Annotated in this window: 15 protein-coding genes and 1 tRNA gene; 6 read left to right on the top strand and 10 right to left on the bottom strand. The window is 68.1% G+C overall.

Annotated elements, in window-relative coordinates; genetic code table 11:
* Window positions 1-2 precede the first annotated feature (2 nt).
* The 4 genes from AC1KAT_RS10620 to AC1KAT_RS10605 are packed head-to-tail and all read left to right on the top strand — an operon-like array spanning window position 3 to window position 2,374.
* Window positions 3-446 carry a pilus assembly FimT family protein gene (locus tag AC1KAT_RS10620; protein WP_480325586.1) on the top strand — a complete coding sequence of 148 codons (444 nt, stop codon included), beginning with the start codon at window positions 3-5 and terminating at the stop codon, window positions 444-446.
* Entirely contained in the window at window positions 446-1,003 is a 558-nt protein-coding gene (locus AC1KAT_RS10615; RefSeq protein WP_480325585.1) for a type IV pilus modification PilV family protein, read from the top strand. Before AC1KAT_RS10620 ends, AC1KAT_RS10615 begins: the two co-directional genes overlap by 1 nt.
* Window positions 984-1,940 carry a type II secretion system protein gene (locus tag AC1KAT_RS10610; protein ID WP_480325583.1) on the top strand — a complete coding sequence of 319 codons (957 nt, stop codon included), beginning with the start codon at window positions 984-986 and terminating at the stop codon, window positions 1,938-1,940. The genes AC1KAT_RS10615 and AC1KAT_RS10610 overlap by 20 nt, the downstream gene beginning before the upstream one ends.
* A complete protein-coding gene (locus tag AC1KAT_RS10605; protein ID WP_480325581.1) occupies window positions 1,937-2,374 on the top strand; it encodes a hypothetical protein in 438 nt (145 codons plus the stop codon). The genes AC1KAT_RS10610 and AC1KAT_RS10605 overlap by 4 nt, the downstream gene beginning before the upstream one ends.
* Window positions 2,375-2,428: 54 nt before the next feature.
* Here the strand turns inward: AC1KAT_RS10605 and AC1KAT_RS10600 are convergent, their stop codons facing one another.
* The gene (locus AC1KAT_RS10600) at window positions 2,429-3,874 is read right to left on the bottom strand and encodes a S41 family peptidase (protein WP_480325579.1); all 1,446 of its coding nucleotides are present in this window, start codon (window positions 3,872-3,874) and stop codon (window positions 2,429-2,431) included.
* A 424-nt stretch (window positions 3,875-4,298) separates the two neighbouring features.
* Here AC1KAT_RS10600 and AC1KAT_RS10595 point away from each other — a divergent pair, with 424 nt between their 5' ends.
* Window positions 4,299-4,901, top strand: coding sequence for a PEP-CTERM sorting domain-containing protein (locus AC1KAT_RS10595; RefSeq protein WP_480325577.1), 603 nt, complete (start codon window positions 4,299-4,301; stop codon window positions 4,899-4,901).
* 146 nt (window positions 4,902-5,047) lie between these two features.
* Here AC1KAT_RS10595 and AC1KAT_RS10590 read toward each other — a convergent pair.
* The 4 genes from AC1KAT_RS10590 to AC1KAT_RS10575 form a co-directional block, all read right to left on the bottom strand.
* Window positions 5,048-5,122, bottom strand: a tRNA-Arg gene (locus tag AC1KAT_RS10590).
* Window positions 5,123-5,196: 74 nt separating this feature from the next.
* Window positions 5,197-6,213: a TauD/TfdA family dioxygenase gene (locus AC1KAT_RS10585; RefSeq protein WP_480325575.1), complete on the bottom strand. Its 1,017-nt coding sequence runs from the start codon at window positions 6,211-6,213 to the stop codon at window positions 5,197-5,199.
* A gap of 131 nt (window positions 6,214-6,344) precedes the next feature.
* Complete coding sequence (locus tag AC1KAT_RS10580) at window positions 6,345-7,637, bottom strand: MFS transporter (RefSeq protein ID WP_480325573.1); 1,293 nt, start codon at window positions 7,635-7,637, stop codon at window positions 6,345-6,347.
* Entirely contained in the window at window positions 7,637-8,773 is a 1,137-nt protein-coding gene (locus AC1KAT_RS10575) for an ABC transporter substrate-binding protein (protein ID WP_480325571.1), read from the bottom strand. The genes AC1KAT_RS10580 and AC1KAT_RS10575 overlap by 1 nt, the downstream gene beginning before the upstream one ends.
* Window positions 8,774-9,321: 548 nt before the next feature.
* Between AC1KAT_RS10575 and AC1KAT_RS10570 the strand changes: the two genes are divergently transcribed.
* Window positions 9,322-9,639 (top strand): hypothetical protein, encoded by a 318-nt coding sequence (locus tag AC1KAT_RS10570; RefSeq protein ID WP_480325568.1) that lies wholly within the window; start codon window positions 9,322-9,324, stop codon window positions 9,637-9,639.
* Window positions 9,640-9,703: 64 nt separating this feature from the next.
* Here the strand turns inward: AC1KAT_RS10570 and AC1KAT_RS10565 are convergent, their stop codons facing one another.
* The 5 genes from AC1KAT_RS10565 to AC1KAT_RS10545 form a co-directional block, all read right to left on the bottom strand.
* Entirely contained in the window at window positions 9,704-13,963 is a 4,260-nt protein-coding gene (locus AC1KAT_RS10565) for a translocation/assembly module TamB domain-containing protein (RefSeq protein WP_480325566.1), read from the bottom strand.
* A gap of 19 nt (window positions 13,964-13,982) precedes the next feature.
* Window positions 13,983-15,932, bottom strand: a complete 1,950-nt coding sequence (locus AC1KAT_RS10560) for an autotransporter assembly complex protein TamA (protein ID WP_480325564.1) — start codon at window positions 15,930-15,932, stop codon at window positions 13,983-13,985.
* Window positions 15,933-15,936: 4 nt separating this feature from the next.
* Window positions 15,937-17,121 (bottom strand): vWA domain-containing protein, encoded by a 1,185-nt coding sequence (locus AC1KAT_RS10555; RefSeq protein WP_480325562.1) that lies wholly within the window; start codon window positions 17,119-17,121, stop codon window positions 15,937-15,939.
* A gap of 100 nt (window positions 17,122-17,221) precedes the next feature.
* The gene (locus AC1KAT_RS10550; protein ID WP_480325560.1) at window positions 17,222-17,821 is read right to left on the bottom strand and encodes a GNAT family N-acetyltransferase; all 600 of its coding nucleotides are present in this window, start codon (window positions 17,819-17,821) and stop codon (window positions 17,222-17,224) included.
* Between the two features lie 13 nt (window positions 17,822-17,834).
* Window positions 17,835-18,677 carry an AAA family ATPase gene (locus AC1KAT_RS10545; protein ID WP_480325558.1) on the bottom strand — a complete coding sequence of 281 codons (843 nt, stop codon included), beginning with the start codon at window positions 18,675-18,677 and terminating at the stop codon, window positions 17,835-17,837.
* Window positions 18,678-18,773: the final 96 nt, after the last annotated feature.

The following is an 18,773-nucleotide window of genomic DNA, read 5'->3' as shown; positions in this document are numbered from 1 at the left end:
CCATGAAGCCCTCACGCGGTTTCACCATGGTCGAGCTGACCGTGGTGCTGATCGTGATGGGCACCCTGGCCGCCGTGGCCCTGCCGCGGATGCTCGACCGAACCGCGCTCCAAGAGCGCGGTTTTCGCGACCAGCTGCAAGGCATGCTGCGCGACGCCCGGCGCGTCGCCATCGCCCAGCAGCGCGACGTGTGCGTGCGCCTTGTCGCTGGCCCCCCCCAGCAGGCCGAGATGCGCTACGGCGTGGCGTGCACGGGCCTGCCCGTGCCCGAGCCCGGGGGCTCGCAGCCCTACCTGATCGATCTGCCCTTCGGTGTGGCCTGGGGCGGCGCCGTGCAGGTGGCCTTCAACGCCAACGGGCAGCCGGTACCGAACGCGAACCTGAGCCTGTCTGTGGGCACAGGCGTCGTGCGTGTGGCTCGCGAGACCGGCTTCGCCTACCAGTGATGAAGCGCCTCGCATCGCCCGAAGGCGGCTTCACGCTCATCGACGTGCTGTTTGTGATCGTCATGCTGGGCGTGATGGCGGCGACCGTCACGCAGCTGGCGGGGCGCATGTCCGAGCAGTCCGCCATCGGCATGAAGAACCGCCAGATGCTCGTCATAGCGCAGTCGCTGCTGGAGGAGATCCGCCAGCAGCCCTTCACCTTCTGCGATGCCCCCAGCCGGGCGGCGAATGCTGCGGGTTGCCCCGCCGGCTCGGTCGACAACCTCGGCGTGGAAGGCGGCGAGACGCGCTTCAACCCCAACAACCGCTACGACGGCGTGAGCGACTACGCCAGCGGCTTCGGCTGCGCCGGCCTGTGCGACATGGCCGGCAATGCGCTCAACCCGCCTGGCAGCGTGCTGGTCGGCTGCAGCGCCGGCGTGCAGCTCGCGCGTGTGGCGATGAACGGCGTGCCGGCGGCCGAGGTGCTGCGCATCCGCGTCGATGTGCGCTGCCCGGGCGTCGAGCCGGTGTTCGTCGAAGGATTGCGGACGCGCCATGCGCCGAACAACTTCTGACCCCTCATCGCGGCGAGGCGCCAACGAGGCCGGCTTCACGCTGGTCGAGATGATCGTCGCCATCACCTTGCTGGCTCTGCTGGCGACGGTGGCCGTGCCGATGTTCCAAATGCCCATGCGCGCCTACTTCGACAGCAGCGCACGCGCTGAGGTGAGCACCGAGATGGAGCAGATCGCCACGGTGATGCGTGGTGACTTCGCGCGCGCCGTGCCCGGCAGCCTGCGCGTGAACGCGGCGCGCAACCGCATCGAGTTCCTGCGCTACCGGGTGAAGGGCCGCTACCGCGTGGCGGCCGGTGTCGACGTGGCCTGCCCGGCCGCTTGCAGCGGCCCGGATCCGCAGCGCCTGCGCTTCGACGCGGCCGACAACTGCTTCGCGAGCCTCGGGCCGCTGGTACAGCCAGACGGCACGGCAATGGCGGTCAACGCCGACTTCGTCGTCGTCAACCCTGTGCCCTTTCCCGGCGCCGGCAACCCTTACCAGGGCGGCAATGCCACGGGCGGGTCGAAGAGCCGGCTGGCGGCAGTCGGCCCACCCGGCAACAACCCGCCACCGTTGAACGGGGCGGTCTGCCTCCAGGTGCAGAACCACACCTTTCCTGACCCCGGCAGCACGCCCGCCTTCGCGCAGGAGCGGCGCAGCTTCTGGGTGGTCGAGACGCCCGTCGTCTACGAATGCAACGCCGCGGGGCAAATGCTGCGCCGGTGGGGCCATGCCATCGCGGCGGCCGGCGTGCCCGCGGCGTTCGGTGCGGCGCCGTCGGCGGTCATGGCCACGAACCTCGCTGCCTGCGACTTTCGCGTGGTGGGTGTGTCGGCCACGTCGAGCCGACAGGTGGCCACGATGCGCGTGCAATTCAACGCGACCGCCCCCGGGGCCGCCGCGCCCGAGCAGGCGGAGGCGAACTGGCAGTTCGCGGTGCAGGATCAGCCATGACATCGTTTCGTCGCAAGGAGGAGGGCGTGTCGGCCGTGCTGATGCTCGGCGTGATCGTGCTGATGGGCAGCATGCTCGCGTATGGGGCCAGCATAGGCATCGGCATGCAGGACAGCTACGCCACGGAACTGGCCGTGTCGCGGGCGCGTCAGGCCGCCGAAGCCGGGCTGGAGTGGGCGCGTTTTCGGCACTTGCGGCAGGCCGCGCCATGCGCTGCCTCGCCCGTGAGCTTCGTGCCGCCGTTCAGCGCAGGCGGCACGGCGGTGACGGTGCGGTGCGAGGCCGCCGGTGCGCCCGACGACGCCGGGCAGGTCAGCATCTTCCGGCTGACGGCCATCGCCTGCAACCAGCCGCTCGCCGGGGCCTGCCCGAACGCGGCGGCGACTGGTGGCTACGTGCAGGCGCGGGCCACGACGCTCATCTACGTGCGCTGAAAAGGCAAACGCCCGCGGGTCGCGCGGGCGTTTGGCGAGAGGGCGAAGCGTCCGTCAGTTCGTCTTGGGCTCGTCCGGCTTGCGCTCGGTCATCGTCTTCGACACCAGCACCGGCTTGCCCTTCAGGTGGTTGAGCGCCTGGGCGAGTTGAAAGTCCTCGGCACTGCCCAGTTCGGGCAGGCGCTGCGGCGCGGTTGTCTTGGCGGCTTCTTCTTCGAGCTTCTTGCGCGCTTCTTCGCGGGCCTTTTCTTGGGCTGGATCTTTCTTCTCGGGGCCCTGGCCGCTCGACAAATGCTGCTGCAGATCAGCTTCGCGCAGGCGCAGCGCTGCGTAGTTCTTGCCCTCGGCGGTTTCGTCGAGCATCACGTCGGGCACGATGCCCTTGGCTTGGATCGACGTGCCGTTGGGCGTGTAGTAGCGCGCGATGGTGATCTTGATCGCCGTGTCGGTGCCCAGCGGTCGCACGCTCTGCACCGAGCCCTTGCCGAAGGTCTGCGCGCCCATGATGGTCGCGCGCTTGTGGTCTTGCAGCGCACCGGCCACGATCTCGCTGGCCGAAGCCGAGCCGCCGTTCACCAGCACCACCAGCGGCACCTTCTTCACCGAGGCGGGCAGGCGCCGCAACGGGTCGCCGCCGCCTGCGCGGCTGTGGGTGTAGTCGGCCGGGCGGGCCTTGCGCACTTCCTTGGCCTGGGGGATCTGGCCGTTGGTCGTGACCACCACCGCCTCGGGCGGCAGGAAGGCGGCCGAGATGGCCACCGAGGCTTCGAGCAGGCCACCCGGGTCGTTGCGCAGGTCGAGCACCAAGCCTTTGAGGTTGGGCTCCTGCTTGTAGATTTCGTCGAGCTTGCGCACGAAGTCTTCGACCGTCGGCTCCTGGAACTGGCTCACGCGCAGCCAGGCGTAGCCGGGCTCGATGACCTTGGCGCGAACGCTCTGCGTGCGGATCTCGTCGCGCACGATGGTGACCGGAAAGCTGCGCGTCTCGGCGCGGCGGAAGATCGTCAGCGTGACCTTGGTGCGCGGCTCGCCGCGCATGCGCTTGACCGCCTGTTCGAGCGTCAGGCCCTTGACGGGCGTGTCGTCGATCATCGTGATCAGGTCACCGCTCTTGAGCCCGGCGCGGAAAGCCGGCGAGCCCTCGATCGGCGTGACGACCTTGACCAGGCCGTCTTCCATGTCGATCTCGATGCCGACCCCGATGAACTTGCCCGAGGTGCTCTCGCGAAATTCTTTGAAGGTCTTCTTGTCGAAGTACTGCGAGTGGGGGTCGAGCCCCGACACCATGCCCGAGATGGCGTCGTTGATGAGCTTTTTCTCGTCCACCGGATCGACGTAGTCGGTCTTGATCAGGCCGAAGACCGTGGCGAGTTTCTGGACTTCCTCGTAGGGAAGCTCGGACACCGGGTTGCGCGCCGTGGCTTGCAACTGCATGGTGCCCAGGGCCCCAACGAAGGCCCCTGCCATGACCCAACCGGCTACTTTGAACTTGGCACCCATGTGTGACTTTTCCTGCCTGAAGGCTTGAATTCGCGCGATTTCAGTATATGCCGCGCCCCTCGCTTGGAAGGGCTCGGCAGGGGGAAGTTTCATCCGCTTTTCACGCCGCCAGCGCCCCCTCGCGCGCAGTTCATGGGCGTGGACACAGGCGCGCGCTTCGCGCTGGCATTGCGACTGGTTCTCAACGCGCGCGTGGGCGTGCCCGCCGACACCCCCCGATCAGGGTGAGGCCCTTCCTACAAGCGCTTGCAGGTGCCGCCTACGCAGGGCAACGCCGCTGGCCGATCCCTTCTTGCGTCGCCGGGAGACACAGTGCCAGAGCGCTGTCGGCTCGTCCGCAAGCGCGCTCCCCACGCTTCGTTCGCCCCGTCGAGCTTCTGCGCTCGGCCGGGTGTCCTTCAACGCAGAAAGAAGAGAGACAGCAATGCACACCAAGCACATCCTGATCGCCGCGGCGATGAGTTGGATGGCTGCGACGGCTTCGGCCAACGTGGCATTCGACTCGCGCGGCAGTGTCACCCTCGACGGGGCATTCGACCCGGTGGGCGCCAGCTTCGATGCAAGTCCCTACCTGAGCGGCGAATCTGGGCAGTTTCGCGCTCGAACCGACGGCCAATTCACGCTGACCTACATCGGCAAAGATTCGCAGGTGTTCGACTACCTCGTGCTGCCGCAGGGCGGCAAGCTGACCAACGGGATGGCGCCTGGCGCGAGCATCACCGGCGCGTACCACCAGGGCGAACTGCTGTCGTTCATCTTCGGCAGTTCGACAGGGGGCTCGTACGCCAGTGCCGAAGATCGCTCGCGCGGAGGCGCCGGCTTCGTGGTGCTGGGTCGCGATGTCGTCACGTCGCTCGGCAGCTTTGACTACGTGCTGGGTTTCAGCAACGGCGCCCAACGCGACTGGGACGACTTCACCATCGGCCTGAACGCCGTGGCGGCCGTGCCGGAGCCCGAGGTCTATGCGCTGATGCTGGCGGGCCTGGGGGCGGTTGGCTACGCGGCGCGCCGCCGTCGCGCGGACTGAAGGCAACGCGAAGCCAAGACAGGGAGCGCTCGGCGACCGACAGGCAGCGGCTGTGCCGCTCGCGGCGCACGAGCAAAAACAAAGGCCCCGCGCCAGATTGGTCGGGGCCTTGTTGTTGGGTCAGGTCGGCGCGTCGTGGGGCCGGTTGGTCCCGCCGACAGGAATCGAACCTGTATTTGCCGCTTAGGAGGCGGCCGTTCTATCCATTGAACTACGGCGAGCGATCGGCAGAGGTCGCCCGCTGATCTGGGCGCGCAGTGTAGGGCAAGCGCCCCACAGCCCTGCGCCCAGGTGCTCAGGCCGTGGCGTGGGCGTGCTCGCCGGGCACGCGGGTCACCAACTCGTGACGTCCTTCGGTGGACAGCACCGGTTCGCCGCAGCGCAAGCGAATGCGCAGCAAGTGGCGTTCGTGGTCCTGGAAGGCCGTGCGGGCGTGCAATGCGTGGTGGTTGTTCAGGAGGATGAGGCTGTCGCGCGGCATGAAGAACTCGGCCGTGTAGGCGCAGTCGGCCAGCACCTCTTCGAACTTGTCGAGCGCGCGGTGCACGTCTGCCGTGCCGTACTCGGGGAAGTGCATCAGTCCGTCGGCCAGCGTGTCGCGGCGGTAGCGGATGAACGGCGAGTCGCCCAGCACCGGCGCAATGGTCGCCTGCACCGCACCCGGCACCTTGGTCGTCATGAAGGCGGTGGGCACGCGGAAGGGCAGCGGCTGTTCGGTCAGCACCTTGGCGGCCCAGGGCGCTTCTTTTTCGAGCTGTGCGCGCAGGCCGCGCGCGTCGCACACCTGCGACATGCCGCCGCCGCAGCGGGCGGGCTCCATCGTGTAGAGGATGAAGGCTTCTTCGGGGCTCGGGTAGTACTGGGTGTCGGTGTGGAAGGCTGCTTCGAGGTCGGTTTCAGAAAACGTCGAGAAATAGCCGGCTTCCTTTTGCCGAGGTTTCACGTCCCAAATGATTTGGTATTGATCCGTGGCGGTGGGTACGCCGATGCACAGGCCCACGGCATAGGCGATCAGTGCACGCGAATCGACATCGAGGTGCTGCAAACCCAACTCGGGCACAAAGATGCCGCATGCGCCGTCGAATTGCTCGACCAGCTCTTCGATGAAGGCGGCAAAGCCCGGTGCACGCGCAATGAGGTCGCGGCGCAGCGCGTGGGTGCCCGTTGGCGACGCAAAGGGCGTCACGTCGCGGTAAGGGGCTTGGTGGTGATGCTGACGAATGGTTTCGAGAACGATCGGGGCTTCGACCTTCCAGTTTGGAAGGCTCTCCCCGCCCAACAGTTTGACGCCCGCGTTGCTCAGGTCATTCATTTATTCATCCCCTGTTTTGATCCAGCCGAATCAATGTACGAGTCTGCGTTTGTGTGATGGGTAAGCATTGGCAACTGCAATCGAGATTTTCCCCAAGGCTTTAGAAAGTGCGGGCAAGCTCCGCCAGATCACTATGAACGAGCGCCTGTCCATCGTGATCCCCCTAACTTTGCAATGGTCGCGGTTGCAAGTTGCACGCCAATGACCAAGGCGATGCAACCCGGCCAACCGAAGTCGGCCCACAAGAGCGCAGGCGCGATCGCGCCAGCACTCGCACCCAGGTAATAGCAGCACAGATAGATGCCAGAGACCGGCACACCTTCGTACTGCTTTTCAGCGGCGGACACCAGGTGTGCCAACAAGGCCTGGCACACGAAGATCCCCACCGAAAAAACGACCAATGCGGCGACGATGGCCAATGCCGGTGACACCAGTGTGAGCAGCAGCCCGGCGGTCGAAACCATCACCGCACGTTTGAGGGCTGCCAGCGCGCCAATGCGCGCCACCAGGCTGCGCGACAGGCGCACGAACACCAGCGAAGGCAAGAAGACGAGGTAGATCGCGCCGAGCTGCGCCGTGCTCCAACCATAGGGCTCGGACGCGAAGCGGATCGCGATGTAGGTGTAGGTCGCCGCTTGCGAGAACAGCAAGCTGAAGCCTGCCATGCCGAGCAGGGCGATGTGCAGCCATGGCTTGGGCCCCGAGGGGCCCGAGCTTTCAGCGGCGTCTGCGGGTGGCGGCGGTTGTGGCGTCGGCGATACGTACAAGCGCGCCACGACGGCCATCAGCGCCGCATGAACGAACGCGAACGCGAGGAAGGCGCCGGTCCAGCCGATGGCCGGCACCAGGGCTGCGGGCAGGAAGCGCCCCATCACACCACCCAGCACCGTGCCGCTGACGTAGGTGCCGGCCAGCGCCAGGGCCTCGGACTCGCCGCCCAGCGCCTGGTTGGTGCGCAAGACCGACGACAGCACCACCGGGATCAGCAGGCCTTGCATCACGCGCAAGGCCATCAGCTGCCAGGTCTGATCGACGAAGGCCATCAGGAACACCGAGAGCGTGAGCCCGGCGAGCCCGCCAACGGTGGCACGGCGCGCGCCGACCTTGTGAGAAAACCAGCTGGCAAAGGGCGCAAACAGTGCCAGCACCAGCGTGGTCGTGGTGACCAGCGCACCGGCACCGGCGACCGAAATGCCGAAGCGCGCTTGCAGGCTGGGGTAGATGGCCTGGGTGCAGTACAGGTCCACAAAGCCGCCCAGCGCGGCGCAAAACACCACCAGGTGGCGTGCGAGCCGGCCGGACTCGGGCGCTGCGGGCGGTTCGGGCTCCGCCGCAGGCGGCTCTGCGGCGGCTGCGGCGGCGCCTTGTGCTGGTGGTGGCGGATCGGTGTGGACGGGAGCCGGCACGCCGGCGTTCATGCGCATCAGCGCCGGAACTTCCCGTCTTCACCAATCATGGACAGGTCTGCGAAATTGAGGCCGGTGTGGTCGTTCGAGCTGTAGGTGATCTCCAGTCCGCCCAGGTCGTAGCGGTTGAAGCTCTCCAGCGCGCGCTTGAGGCTGGCGCGGCTCAGCCCCTTCGGGTCTTTCGAGGCGATCTTGAGGCCCTGCACCAGCACCTTAGCGCCTGCGAAGCCTTCGATCATTGCCGGCGTGATCTCGGGCAGCTTGCTCGCCTTGGCCAGGCGCACCGCTTCGGCAATCATGGCCACCGCCTGCTTGCGCTCGGACGGGAAGACCTGGCTGACGATGATCCCAGGGCCGAGGTTGCCCAATTCTTTGACGAAGCCCGACGCGGCGTTGTTCGACAGCGTGGCAATCGTCGCCAGCGAGCCCGCCTTGCGCAGCGCCCGCACGCCCGAAGCCACCGAGGTGCTGGAGCCGATCACCAGCACGCCGGTCGCCCGCGCGGCCACGACCTTCTGCGCGGCGGCCGTGTAGTCGGGCTTGGCGCGGTCGATGGCCTCGAAGACGGCCGGCTTCTTGTTCGCGTCGCGGAACACCTTGTTCGCGCCGGCCGCTGCGTCTTCGCCGAAGGAGTCGGCCACATACAGCACGGCCACGTTTTCGAGGCCCGACAGGCCCAGGTGGCGCGTCACGTGTTCGGCTTCGACCTGGTAGGTCGCGCGCACGTTGAAGATCCACGGCTGCACCGGGCTGTGCAGGGCCATGGCGCCGGTCGAAGGCGCGATCAGCGGGATCTTGCCTTCGGCCAGCAGCGGCAACACCGCCTGCACGTGCGGCGTGCCGCGGTTCAGGAAGAGCGCCAGCACCTTCGGATCGGCGATCAGCTTCTTGGCGTTCTCGACGGCCATCGGCGGCTGGAACTTGTCGTCCATCGAGACCAGCTCGATGCGTTGCCCGCCGATGCCACCGTCTGCATTGACGTAGTCGAGGTACAGCTTCGCGCCGATGTTGATTTCATTCACCGAAGCCGACACCGGGCCGGTGAGCCCGGTGGTCTGCCCGATGCGAATCTGTGCCGAGGCGAGGCTTGGGCCCCACAACACCAAGGCGGCCGCCAACGCCGCAACCACCCCACGACCCGCTTTCTTCATCATCGATGCCCTTTGTTCGTTCAACTCTGTCCCCAACGTCTGATGTGCGGCACCGGCCCTGCAGGGGCCGAGCTTCCGGAAGCGATTTTTTCGTGCGTGCCACGAGCCCTGAAAACACAGACTTGCCGCAGACAGCGACCGCCCGCTTACGGAGCGCGCCAGTGTCCTTGACAAGCCTCATGGGTCGTCCGTGGCGACAGTGATTTTCGCCCGCCTTTCCGCGCCTTTTGCTTTAGGTTGCACTCGTAAGCAAACGTATACAAACCGGCAAAGCCGCATGCAGCCTCGCGTTGCGCTGGATGAGACCGCGGGCGGCCGGGGTGAAATCGCCCCCTGGGTTCTGGAGCGTTTCACCTCGTAAGCACAGGGATGGCGTGCCTTTGCCTCGGGTCAGGGCGGGTGAAGATTGGCATTGTCACTTTATGTGCGGCCTCGCTTCGATGCCAAGCTTGAGAAGGTCAGCGGTGCGGGCATTCCCTGAGGCTGCGTAACAACGCTTTTACGCAAGCACTGCTTCTCCCCCAAAGCGGGGCCCACCCCCTGCGGATGTCATGCGGACCTTCGGCGCCGAAGATTTCCCCATGTCGACGCGGGATGTCGGCGACAAGGAGCCAGCGATGCATTTCACCGAACGTGACATGGGCGACTTCCGGATCTATGCCGGAGCGATGGAAGAACCGACGGGGGGCTATGTGGCCGGGGTGGTCGTCCACCGGCGCCGCGGCGCCGGGCGCCCGCCGGAACTGGTCTTTCGCGACGAGCGGCTCTTCGGCGGCCACCGCTTCGAGACGGCCAACGATGCCTTGGTGCGGGCCCTCGACAGCGGCCACCGCGCGATCCGCGCGCTCGAGCTCGCCACGGCGGCCTGATGCGCGCGGCGCGTCAACCCCTAGGCATGCCGTCAGGCGACGGCGGGCTTGGGGTATTGGCGACTCACTCCCAGCGCCAGCTCCAGATCAGATCCAGCGAGTTGTCGAGACCCGACTGCGCCCGCAAGGTGAAGCGTTGGGCGATCCGGTAGATGAGCTGCCAGGTGCCGGTCGTTTCGGTCAGGCTGCGCTCGTAGCCCACGTACCAGCGGCGCGACAGCTGCTTGCCCAGGGTGATGACGGTTTCGCGCACTTCGCCGTCTTTCTGGCTCACCGAGACCTCGTCGATGCCGATGGCTTTGGTGATTTGGTCGGTGACGCCTTCTCCTTCACCCGCCAGGAGCGCCAGTGCGGCGCGTTGAAGCAGCGCCGTGTCGCCGGTGCCCAAGCCTTCGCTGGCGCGACCCAGCAGCAGCCATGAGAGCCGATCGGTGTCGGTCATGTCGGTGTCCGAGAACAGGCGCACGCGCGGGTTCTGCGCCGTGCCGCCGATCTGCACGCCGACGCGCACGTCGAGGTTGGGGCGCGTGGCCTCGATGTCCAGCCGCGGGTTCTCGGGTGGGCCGCTGAAGGCGATCACGCCGCGGTCCACCTCCAGCTTTTGGCCGTAGGCGGCGTAGGTGCCGTCTTCGGTGCTCACGCTGCCGTGGATGGCGATGCGCCCGCCCGGGTTGGTGATGCGCACTTCGCCCTTGAGGCCGGTGTCGATGCCGCGCCCGCGCACGCGAAGCCGGTCGCCCAGGTTCACCAGCAGGTCGAGGTTGCTCTTGCGCGAGCGCGTCGACGGCGCGGCCGGTGCTGCGGGCTCGTTGCGGCGGCCGGTGACCACCACGTCGCTGCCGAGGTTGGGCGCGTCGCCGCGTGAGAAGTCGAACAGGCCTTCGTCTACCGCGAGCTTGCCGGTCAGGGCGAGGCTGTCGCGGTCGAGCAGCAACTGGCTCTTGCCGCTGGCGACCACGCGGCGGTCCACGCGCCCCAGCACCTGGAAGCGGTCGGCCACCAGAGCGAGCTGCGCGCGCGGGTTGGCGCCGAAGGTCGCGTCGCCGGTGAGCTCGACGCGCCCCGGGCCGGCCTTGGCCGTGAAGGTGCGAATGCGCGCGGTCTCGCCTTCGAGGGTGATGTCGAGTTCGCCGCCGTACACATCCACGCCCAGCAGCAGGTTGCGTACGGCGATGCCGCTGCCGGTCATCACGCCGGTGTATTGCGGGGCGCCGAAGCGGCCACCGATGCTGGCGGTGACACCCAGGCGGCCGCCGAGCCGCCAGCCCGGGGGCACCCAGGTGCCCCAGGTGCCCAGGTTGGCCACCTGCGCTTCGAGCACGCCTTGCATCGGCGCCTCGGGTTCCGGCCAGGCACGGCGCGGCGACGTGCGCACGACCACCGCGCCGGCCGCCTGGCCGAGCTGCCGGCCGGCCAGGCCCTGCGTGAAGCTCCAGACGCCGTCCTGCGCGTTCAAGCCCACGCGCAGGTCGGTGAGACCGAGCGGCGTGGTGCCGGCATCGTCGGTGACCTGCAGGTCGCCGCGCGCGCGTTCGAGCACGATGTCGGCGCTGAACTCGTCGGCCTGGTTCACCACGATGCGCCCGCCCATGTGCAGGTCGCCGCTCCAGCCGAACTCGGGCTGCAGCCGGCGCAGCAGCGGCACCACGGGCAGGGGCTCCAACTCGGCGTTGATGTCGATCTGCTGGGTCTGCAGGCCCTGGCCGGCCTGCCAGGCGATGCGCGTCCAGCGCATGGCGGCGTCGAGCAGCTCGACGCGACCGGGGCCGACGCTCACCTGCGCGGCCGGGCCGGCGTCGAGCGCCAGGGTCACGTCGCGCGTGCGCAACCATGGGATGGCGTTGGCCTGGCTGCCGCGCAATTCGAGCAGTTGCACCAGCCCACGCCAGTGGTAGGGCGCGGGGCGGGCGCTGCCCTCGGCGCTGTCGAACACCCCGCCGTCGAGCGTGCCGCGCGCCGAGCCGCGCGCCAGGGTGTGGGCGGTGCCCACGCGCGAGGCGCCGGCCGTGCCTTGCAGCGCGTCCACCCAGGCGGGCGGCGTCGCGTGCAGTTCAGACTGGAACGACAGCGTGTGTTCGCGTGCGCTGCCCTGCAGTTGCAGCCGGGTCGCATCGACACGCTGACCGCGCCAGCGCAGGTCGGCCACTTCGGCCAGCACGTCGAGCGCCGCATCGCGCCGTGTGCCGAGCTGCCAGCGCGATTGGCCGCCATTGATCAGCAGCGGCCCCGCGCGCAGGCTGGGTAGCTGCGCGGTGCCGCTCATCGTGGCGTCGGGCCAGCGGCCGTTGACGCGGGCATCCGCGCTCAGGCTCCCGGTCAGGCCATCGAGCAGGCCCGAGCGTTCGAGGCCCGGCACCAGGCTGAGCAGCGGCGTCAGCCGGCCCGGCGCCGGAACGCGGGCGCTCAGCGTCCAGCGGTCCTCGCCGCTGCGCTGGGTCACCGGCGCGAGGCTGCCATCGAGCCGCAACTGGTTGCCGACGAGGTCGAGCACGGCGGACGCGGCCAAGGGTTGGCTCGGGCTCGGGTGGGCCAGGCGCAGTTCGCCACTCAGCGGCACACCGGCCAGCACGCTGTCGCTCAGCCGCGCCTCGGCGGTACCACGCACGCCAGCCAGCCGGTCGATGCGTGCGCGGCGCGAGGGCGTGCCGATGCTGTCGGGCAGGTTGAGCGCCCATTCGGCCTTGGCGTTGAGCTTGTGCGAGCCGCGCGCCCAGGCCGCGCCGGGCACGCCCGGAAACCACGGCTGCGGGTCGAAGTCGGCCAGCGCGGCCTGGCCTTTCAAGTCCCAGCTTTCTGCGCCGCGCTCGGCGGTGCCGGCCAGCGTGGCGTGCGCACCGCCGGCGCTGGCGCGGAACTCATTCACCTGGATGCGCTGCGGCGTGGCCTGCGCATCGAGCTTCACGCGCACCTCGCGCGCGGCCGCTTCGAGCCGGCCGGTGAGGTCGGCCGTGGCGTGCAGTTCAGGAGCGGGCTGCGAGGCGGCTGGCTGGGATGCTTGCGGCGCGGCGCGGGCCACGTGGCCCTTCAGCGCGATCGGGCCGCTGAGACTCATGGCCGGCAGCCGCGGGTCGATCAACCCGGGCTGCAGCCGGCTCAGCACGGTCTTCAGCTCGAAGCGCCCGGCCGTCCACTGGCCCTTGCCTTCGATGAGCCCGGCGTCGCGCAGGCCCGAGGCGAACTGCACGTCCATCGACGCGATCTCGAAGTGGTCGGGCCGGTTGGCCTGGCCTCGCAGGTCGAACACCACCCGGCGGATCGGCAGGCGCTGCTCGGTCCAGCGACCCGGCTGGGCGTTGCTGAGCGTGCCGCGTGCCGACAGTGCGCCGCCGCGGTCGCCGGTGCCCGCGCGCGCCGCGCTGCTGAGCGGCACGATGCTGACGCTGCCGCTCAGCGACGTGACCGGCGCGCGTGCGAGCAGCGCCGAGAGGTCGAGCCCCTGTGTGGTGGCTTCGAGTTGCGGCACGGGCCACGCGTCCATGGGGGCGATCACGCCTTCGGCATCCAGCTGCTGGCCTTGTGCTCGCAGGCGCGCCGAGGCGCTGAAGCGCGCGAGCGGCCCCTTCGCGCTCAACTGCGCCTGCCAGTCGGCTCGCAGCGCCTGGGCCCATGCCGGCAAGACCACTGGTGCGCTGGTGGTGCTTTGGCTGGCGCTCAATTGCACGTCCATCGTCATCGGTGCGTCGGCGCCGATCTGCGCATGGCCGCGCAGCTGCATCGGGTCCAGCCGCAGGGCGAGGTTGTCGATGCGGTGCAGCGTGCCGCCGTCCATGCCCAGGCGCACGCGGCCTTGCAAGTCGTGCAACAGGGGCACGTTGGGATTGGGCAAGCGCAGCTCGCCGACCTGCACCGCGTCGATGGCCAGCGTGATCGGCAACCGCAGCTGCGGCGGCAGCGCAAAGGGCTTGCCGCTGGGCGCGAGTTGCAGCGTCACCCGCTCGGCAGAGAGTTGCCGGGCGCGGATCGCCACCCAGGTGTCCGGGTCGGCGGTGTAGCGCACACGCAGGTCGTCCCAGCGCGGCTGGTCGATCACGATGCGGTCGTCGCCCTTGAGCAGCACCGTCATCTGCTTCGCGCGAAAGTCGCCGATCAGGCTGCCCTGCGGCTCGACGAACTGCAGGCTGGGCAGGCGCGCGAGCAGCCATGCGGTGCCGCCCGCGCTGGCCATGGCCCACCACAGCAAGCCGACGATCAGCGAGGGCACGACGATCAGCAGCAGCACGCCCAGCCAGCCCCACACGCCGAAACGCCCGAACCGGCGCCTGGGCGGGGGGGGAGCAGCCGGCTCCGGCGGGGCCGGTGGGGGCAGGGCGGCGTCGTCGCTCATGGCTCGGTCGGGCGCGGCGTCAGAACGCAATGCCCACGCTCAGGTGCAGGCGGGCTTTGCGCAGTTCTTGCCCGTAGGCAACGTCGAGCTTGAGCGGGCCGACCGGGCTGCGCCAGCGCAGGCCCAGGCCGTAGCCCACGGCCGGGTCGAGCTCGCTCCATTTGTTGGCGGCGTTGCCCGCGTCCACGAACATCGCCCACCACAGCGAAGGCATGCGGTCGCTGAGGGGGCGCGCCAGCTCGGCGCTGGTGGTGAAGAGGTGCCGGCCGCTGGTCAGCGTGCCGTTGATCTTGGGGCCGAGCGTGCGGTACGGGTAGCCGCGCACCGAGTCGTCGCCACCGGCGCGAAAAAGCAGCGCCTCGGGCAGGCCGATGTCGGGCTTCGAGATGATCTGCCCGGCCTCGACGCGCAGCGAGCTGTACCAGGCGCGGCCGAGCGGCCAGTAACCGGTGACGCGGGTGTAGACGCGGCCGAAGGGCCCGCTGTCGGCGAAGTTCGAGCGCGCATAGCCGGCAGCGGCCTGCACCGAGGCCGTGTAGCCCTCGGTGGGCAGCAGCACGCTGTCCACCCCGCGCCACACCGCGTGCTGGTTGGCGGCGACCGTCTGGCTGGTGCGTCGCCCGAGGGCGTTGGTGGTGGCTGAGCGGATCACTTCGCCGAAGCTCAGGCGTTCGATGCGTTCGGTTTCCAGCAAGCGGCCGGCCCGGGCGCGCGAGGCGATGGTCACGTCGCCGGCGGTGTCGAGCCGCGACACGCTGCCGGCGATGAGGTTGCGGTACTGACCTTCGGTCGGGTGCGAGATGAGCTCGCCTTCCCACGAGCGCAGGTCGCGGCCGATCTCGAACTTGTTGTGCGATTGCAGGTTCCAGCCGAAGGGGCGGCGGTGGCGGTGCTCGAGCGTCACGCGCGGGCCGGTGTTGTCGCTGAAGCCCACACCGGTCGTGGCCTGTTGCAGGGTCTGCTCGCGCAGCTTCACGGTGACCGGGGTGGCCGAGGCCGCCGCCGCGTCGGGGTCGATCTCGACGGTGACGCTCTCGAACAGGCCGACCTTGGTCAGGCGCTCCTGGAAGTCGAGCATGCGTTTTTCGGTGTAAGGCGTGCCCACGTCGAAGTCGGCCACGTTGCGCACCGCGCTCTCGTCGTAGCGCTGCAAGCCCTCGATACGCAGTTCGCCCAGCAGGAAGAGGGGCCCGCTGTCGAACACCACGGTGAGGTGGGCTTCGTTCGTGCGCGCGTCCACCCGGGCCTCGGTCGATTCGACCGAGGCCGCCGGGTAGCCCTCGGCGCGCAGACGGGCGAGGGCGGTGTTCTTCGCCGAGTTCCACGCCGGCTGCCGGAAGGCATCGCCGGTCTTGAGCGGCCAGCGCGCGCGCAACTGCTCGATGAGGGCCAGCGCATCGGCCTCGCCGCGCCCGCCGCGTGTGGACAGGTCGCCCTGCACGTTGAGCGACCACGCCTTCACCTGCACGCGGGGCCCGGGCTCGACGCGCACCACCACGCGCGGCGGTCCCTCGAACGGCGACGGCTGCCGTTCGACGGTGACTTCGGCGCTGAAGTAGCCCTCGGTTTCGAGCAGCGAGCGTGCCTGCGCGGGCGCTGCGGCGATCAGCCGGTTGAGTTCGGTCGAGGTGATGCGGTCGGCGTCCGCCTCGCCCTGGAAGCGGCCCAAGTCGAGGTAGGTCTGCAGCAGGTCGCGCAGGTTGCCGGGGGCGTCCACCACCAGTTGGTAGGCGGCGCCGGTGTCGGCCGGTGCGGTGGGGGGCGGGGCGCCGGGTTCGGCACCCGGCGCAGGGGCCGATGCGGCGCTTGAGCTTGGAGCCGCGACCGGCGCCGGCTCGCTGGGCGCATCGGGCCCCGCTGGCTGCGCAAGCGCCGCACAGCCCCACAGGCCCCCGGCCGCCAGCGCCATGCCCACGTGCCCCATCAACCGGCCGGCCCAGTCGCCAGCGCGCAAGCGCCCGAGGGTCATGCGTTCACTTGCTCAGCAGTCGCATGGCCCCTTCGAGCCCTTGCAGCGTCAGCGGGAACATGCGCTGGTTCATCAATTGCTGGATGACCGCGATGCTCTGCCGGTAGCCCCACACGCCTTGTGGCTCGGGGTTGATCCACGCGTACTTCGGGAAGGCGTTGGTCAGGCGTTGCAGCCACTCGGCACCGGGTTCTTCGTTGTTGTATTCGACGCTGCCGCCGGCCTGCAGGATCTCGAACGGGCTCATCGTCGCGTCGCCCACGAAGATGAGCTTGTAGTCCTTGTTGTACTTGCGGATCACGTCCCAGGTGCTGAACTTCTCGCTGTAGCGGCGGCGGTTGTTCTTCCACATGAAGTCGTAGACGCAGTTGTGGAAGTAATAGAACTCCAGGTGCTTGAACTCCGCCTTGCTGGCGCTGAAGAGTTCTTCGACGCGGTGGATGTGCTCGTCCATCGTGCCGCCCACGTCCATCAGCAGCAGCACCTTCACCTTGTTGTGGCGCTCGGGCACCAGCTTCAGATCCAGGTAGCCGGCATTGGCCGCGGTCGAGCGGATGGTGTCGTCGAGGTCCAGCTCTTCGGCCGCGCCCTCGCGCGCGAAGCGGCGCAGGCGGCGCAGCGCCACCTTGATGTTGCGCGTGCCCAGTTCGAGTTGGTCGTCGTAGTCCTTGAACTGGCGCTGGTCCCAGACCTTCACCGCGCTCTTGTTGCGACTCTTGTCCTGCCCGATACGCACGCCCTGCGGGTTGTAGCCGTAGGCACCGAAGGGCGAGGTGCCGCCGGTGCCGATCATCTTGTTGCCGCCTTCGTGGCGCTCTTTCTGCTCTTCGAATCGCTTCTTCAGCGTGTCCATCAACTCGTCCCAGCCCATCTTCTCGATGGCGGCTTTTTCTTCGGGGCTGAGTTCGAGTTCGAACTTCTTCTTCAGCCAGTCGAGCGGCAGCTCTTTGGTGAAGTCGGTCAGCAACTCGACGCCCTTGAAGTACGCGGCGAAGGCGCGGTCGAACTTGTCGAAGTTGGCTTCGTCCTTCACCAGCGACGTGCGGGCGAGGTAGTAGAACTTGTCCACCGTCGGGCCGTGCTCGTCGTCTATCACGCCGGCCTGGAGGGCTTCGAGCAGCGTCAGGTACTCCTTGACCGAGACCTTGAGCTTGGCCGCCCGCAGGGTGAAGAAGAAATTGATCAGCATGGCGGCGGATTTTGCGGCAGGTGGTGGGCGGGCGGGTGGGGCCGACGAGAGTCTCCAACGTCGCCATGCCATCGCCGTTGACACCCGGCGAGGCCTGGCGTCAGCGCGGCTTGGTCATCTGCCAACGCAGGTGGGCGTTGATGGTTGGCCACTCGCTTTCGATGATGCTGTAGACGCAGGTGTCACGCAGCGTGCCATTGGCCAAGCGCTGGTGGTTGCGCAAGATGCCGTCGAGCTTGGCGCCCAGGCGCTCGATGGCGCCGCGGCTCTGTGTGTTCAGGATGTGCGTGCGGAACTCGACCGCGATGCAGCGCAGCGTCTCGAACGCATGCTTGAGCAGCAGGTGCTTGCACTCGGTGTTGACGCCGCTGCGCTGCACGCTGCGGCTGTACCAGGTGCCACCGATCTCGACCCGCTTGTTGGCGGCATCGGCGTTCATGTAGCGCGTCGAACCCACCAGCCGGCCGTCGGCCTTCAGGCGCACGACGAAGGGCAGGGCGATGCCCTTTTCGCGCTGCTTGAGGGCCGTGTCGATGTAGGTCAGCACCGCTTCGGGCGTGGCGATGGTCGTGTACCAGAGGTTCCACAACTCGCCGTCACGGGCGGCGTCGAGAAGCTCCGTCTCGTGCAAACGCTCCAGTGGCTCCAGCGTGACAAGCTGGCCGCTCAGCGTGACGGGTTCGAGAAAACGCAGGGCCATCGCCGCCAACCGTTCAGCGGTTGTGACGCTGCATGAACACGAGCTTTTCGAACAGCGACACGTCCTGCTCGTTCTTCAGCAGCGCGCCCACCAGCGGGGGCAGCGAGACCTTTTCGTCCTTGCTTTGCAGCACGTCGAGCGGAATGTCCTCGGCCACCAGCAGCTTCAGCCAGTCGAGCAGTTCGCTGGTCGACGGCTTCTTCTTCAGGCCGGGCAGGTTGCGCACGTCGTAGAAATTCTTCAGCGCCGCGCCCAGCAGTTCTTTCTTGATGCCGGGGAAGTGCACCTCGACGATCTTGCCCATCGTGTCGGCGTCGGGGAACTTGATGTAGTGGAAGAAGCAGCGGCGCAGGAACGCGTCGGGCAGCTCTTTCTCGTTGTTCGAGGTGATGAACACCAGCGGGCGGTGCTTGGCGCGGATCAGTTCACGCGTTTCGTAGCAGTAGAACTCCATGCGGTCGATTTCTCGCAGCAGGTCGTTCGGGAATTCGATGTCGGCCTTGTCGATCTCGTCGATCAGCAAGGCGACCGGCTCGTCGGCCGTGAAGGCCTGCCACAGCACACCCTTGACGATGTAGTTGTGGATGTCTTTCACGCGCTCGTCGCCCAGCTGACTGTCGCGCAGGCGGCTCACGGCGTCGTATTCGTACAGGCCCTGCTGGGCCTTGGTGGTGCTCTTGATGTGCCACTGCAGCAGTGGCAGGCCGAGCGCTTGCGCGACCTCTTCGGCCAGCATCGTCTTGCCGGTGCCCGGTTCGCCCTTGACGAGCAAGGGGCGCTTGAGGGTCGAGGCCGCATTCACGGCCAGCATCAAATCGTCGGTGGCGACGTAGTTTTGGGAGCCTTGGAACTTCATGCGCGGGGGGCTTGGGGGCAGCGGGGGAGGGAACGGGTCAGTATAAGTCGCTGCCTCGAAGCGACGCCTGGGGCTCCTATAATCGCCGGCTGTCCC

Source organism: Piscinibacter sp. PDB5-1, from assembly GCF_056676035.1.
The sequence above is the reverse complement of the archived record's forward strand: the minus strand, read 5'-3'. Positions and strand labels throughout refer to the sequence as shown.

Excerpts from the sequence above, each read along its gene's own strand:
- AC1KAT_RS10595 (WP_480325577.1), top strand. The coding sequence starts at position 4,299 with ATGCACACCAAGCACATCCTGATCGCCGCGGCGATGAGTTGGATGGCT.
- AC1KAT_RS10575 (WP_480325571.1), bottom strand. The coding sequence starts at position 8,773 with ATGATGAAGAAAGCGGGTCGTGGGGTGGTTGCGGCGTTGGCGGCCGCC.
- AC1KAT_RS10550 (WP_480325560.1), bottom strand. The coding sequence starts at position 17,821 with ATGGCCCTGCGTTTTCTCGAACCCGTCACGCTGAGCGGCCAGCTTGTC.
- AC1KAT_RS10555 (WP_480325562.1), bottom strand. The coding sequence starts at position 17,121 with ATGCTGATCAATTTCTTCTTCACCCTGCGGGCGGCCAAGCTCAAGGTC.
- AC1KAT_RS10560 (WP_480325564.1), bottom strand. The coding sequence starts at position 15,932 with ATGACCCTCGGGCGCTTGCGCGCTGGCGACTGGGCCGGCCGGTTGATG.
- AC1KAT_RS10545 (WP_480325558.1), bottom strand. The coding sequence starts at position 18,677 with ATGAAGTTCCAAGGCTCCCAAAACTACGTCGCCACCGACGATTTGATG.
- AC1KAT_RS10570 (WP_480325568.1), top strand. The coding sequence starts at position 9,322 with ATGCGGACCTTCGGCGCCGAAGATTTCCCCATGTCGACGCGGGATGTC.
- AC1KAT_RS10620 (WP_480325586.1), top strand. The coding sequence starts at position 3 with ATGAAGCCCTCACGCGGTTTCACCATGGTCGAGCTGACCGTGGTGCTG.
- AC1KAT_RS10605 (WP_480325581.1), top strand. The coding sequence starts at position 1,937 with ATGACATCGTTTCGTCGCAAGGAGGAGGGCGTGTCGGCCGTGCTGATG.
- AC1KAT_RS10610 (WP_480325583.1), top strand. The coding sequence starts at position 984 with ATGCGCCGAACAACTTCTGACCCCTCATCGCGGCGAGGCGCCAACGAG.
- AC1KAT_RS10565 (WP_480325566.1), bottom strand. The coding sequence starts at position 13,963 with ATGAGCGACGACGCCGCCCTGCCCCCACCGGCCCCGCCGGAGCCGGCT.
- AC1KAT_RS10580 (WP_480325573.1), bottom strand. The coding sequence starts at position 7,637 with ATGCGCATGAACGCCGGCGTGCCGGCTCCCGTCCACACCGATCCGCCA.
- AC1KAT_RS10600 (WP_480325579.1), bottom strand. The coding sequence starts at position 3,874 with ATGGGTGCCAAGTTCAAAGTAGCCGGTTGGGTCATGGCAGGGGCCTTC.
- AC1KAT_RS10585 (WP_480325575.1), bottom strand. The coding sequence starts at position 6,213 with ATGAATGACCTGAGCAACGCGGGCGTCAAACTGTTGGGCGGGGAGAGC.
- AC1KAT_RS10615 (WP_480325585.1), top strand. The coding sequence starts at position 446 with ATGAAGCGCCTCGCATCGCCCGAAGGCGGCTTCACGCTCATCGACGTG.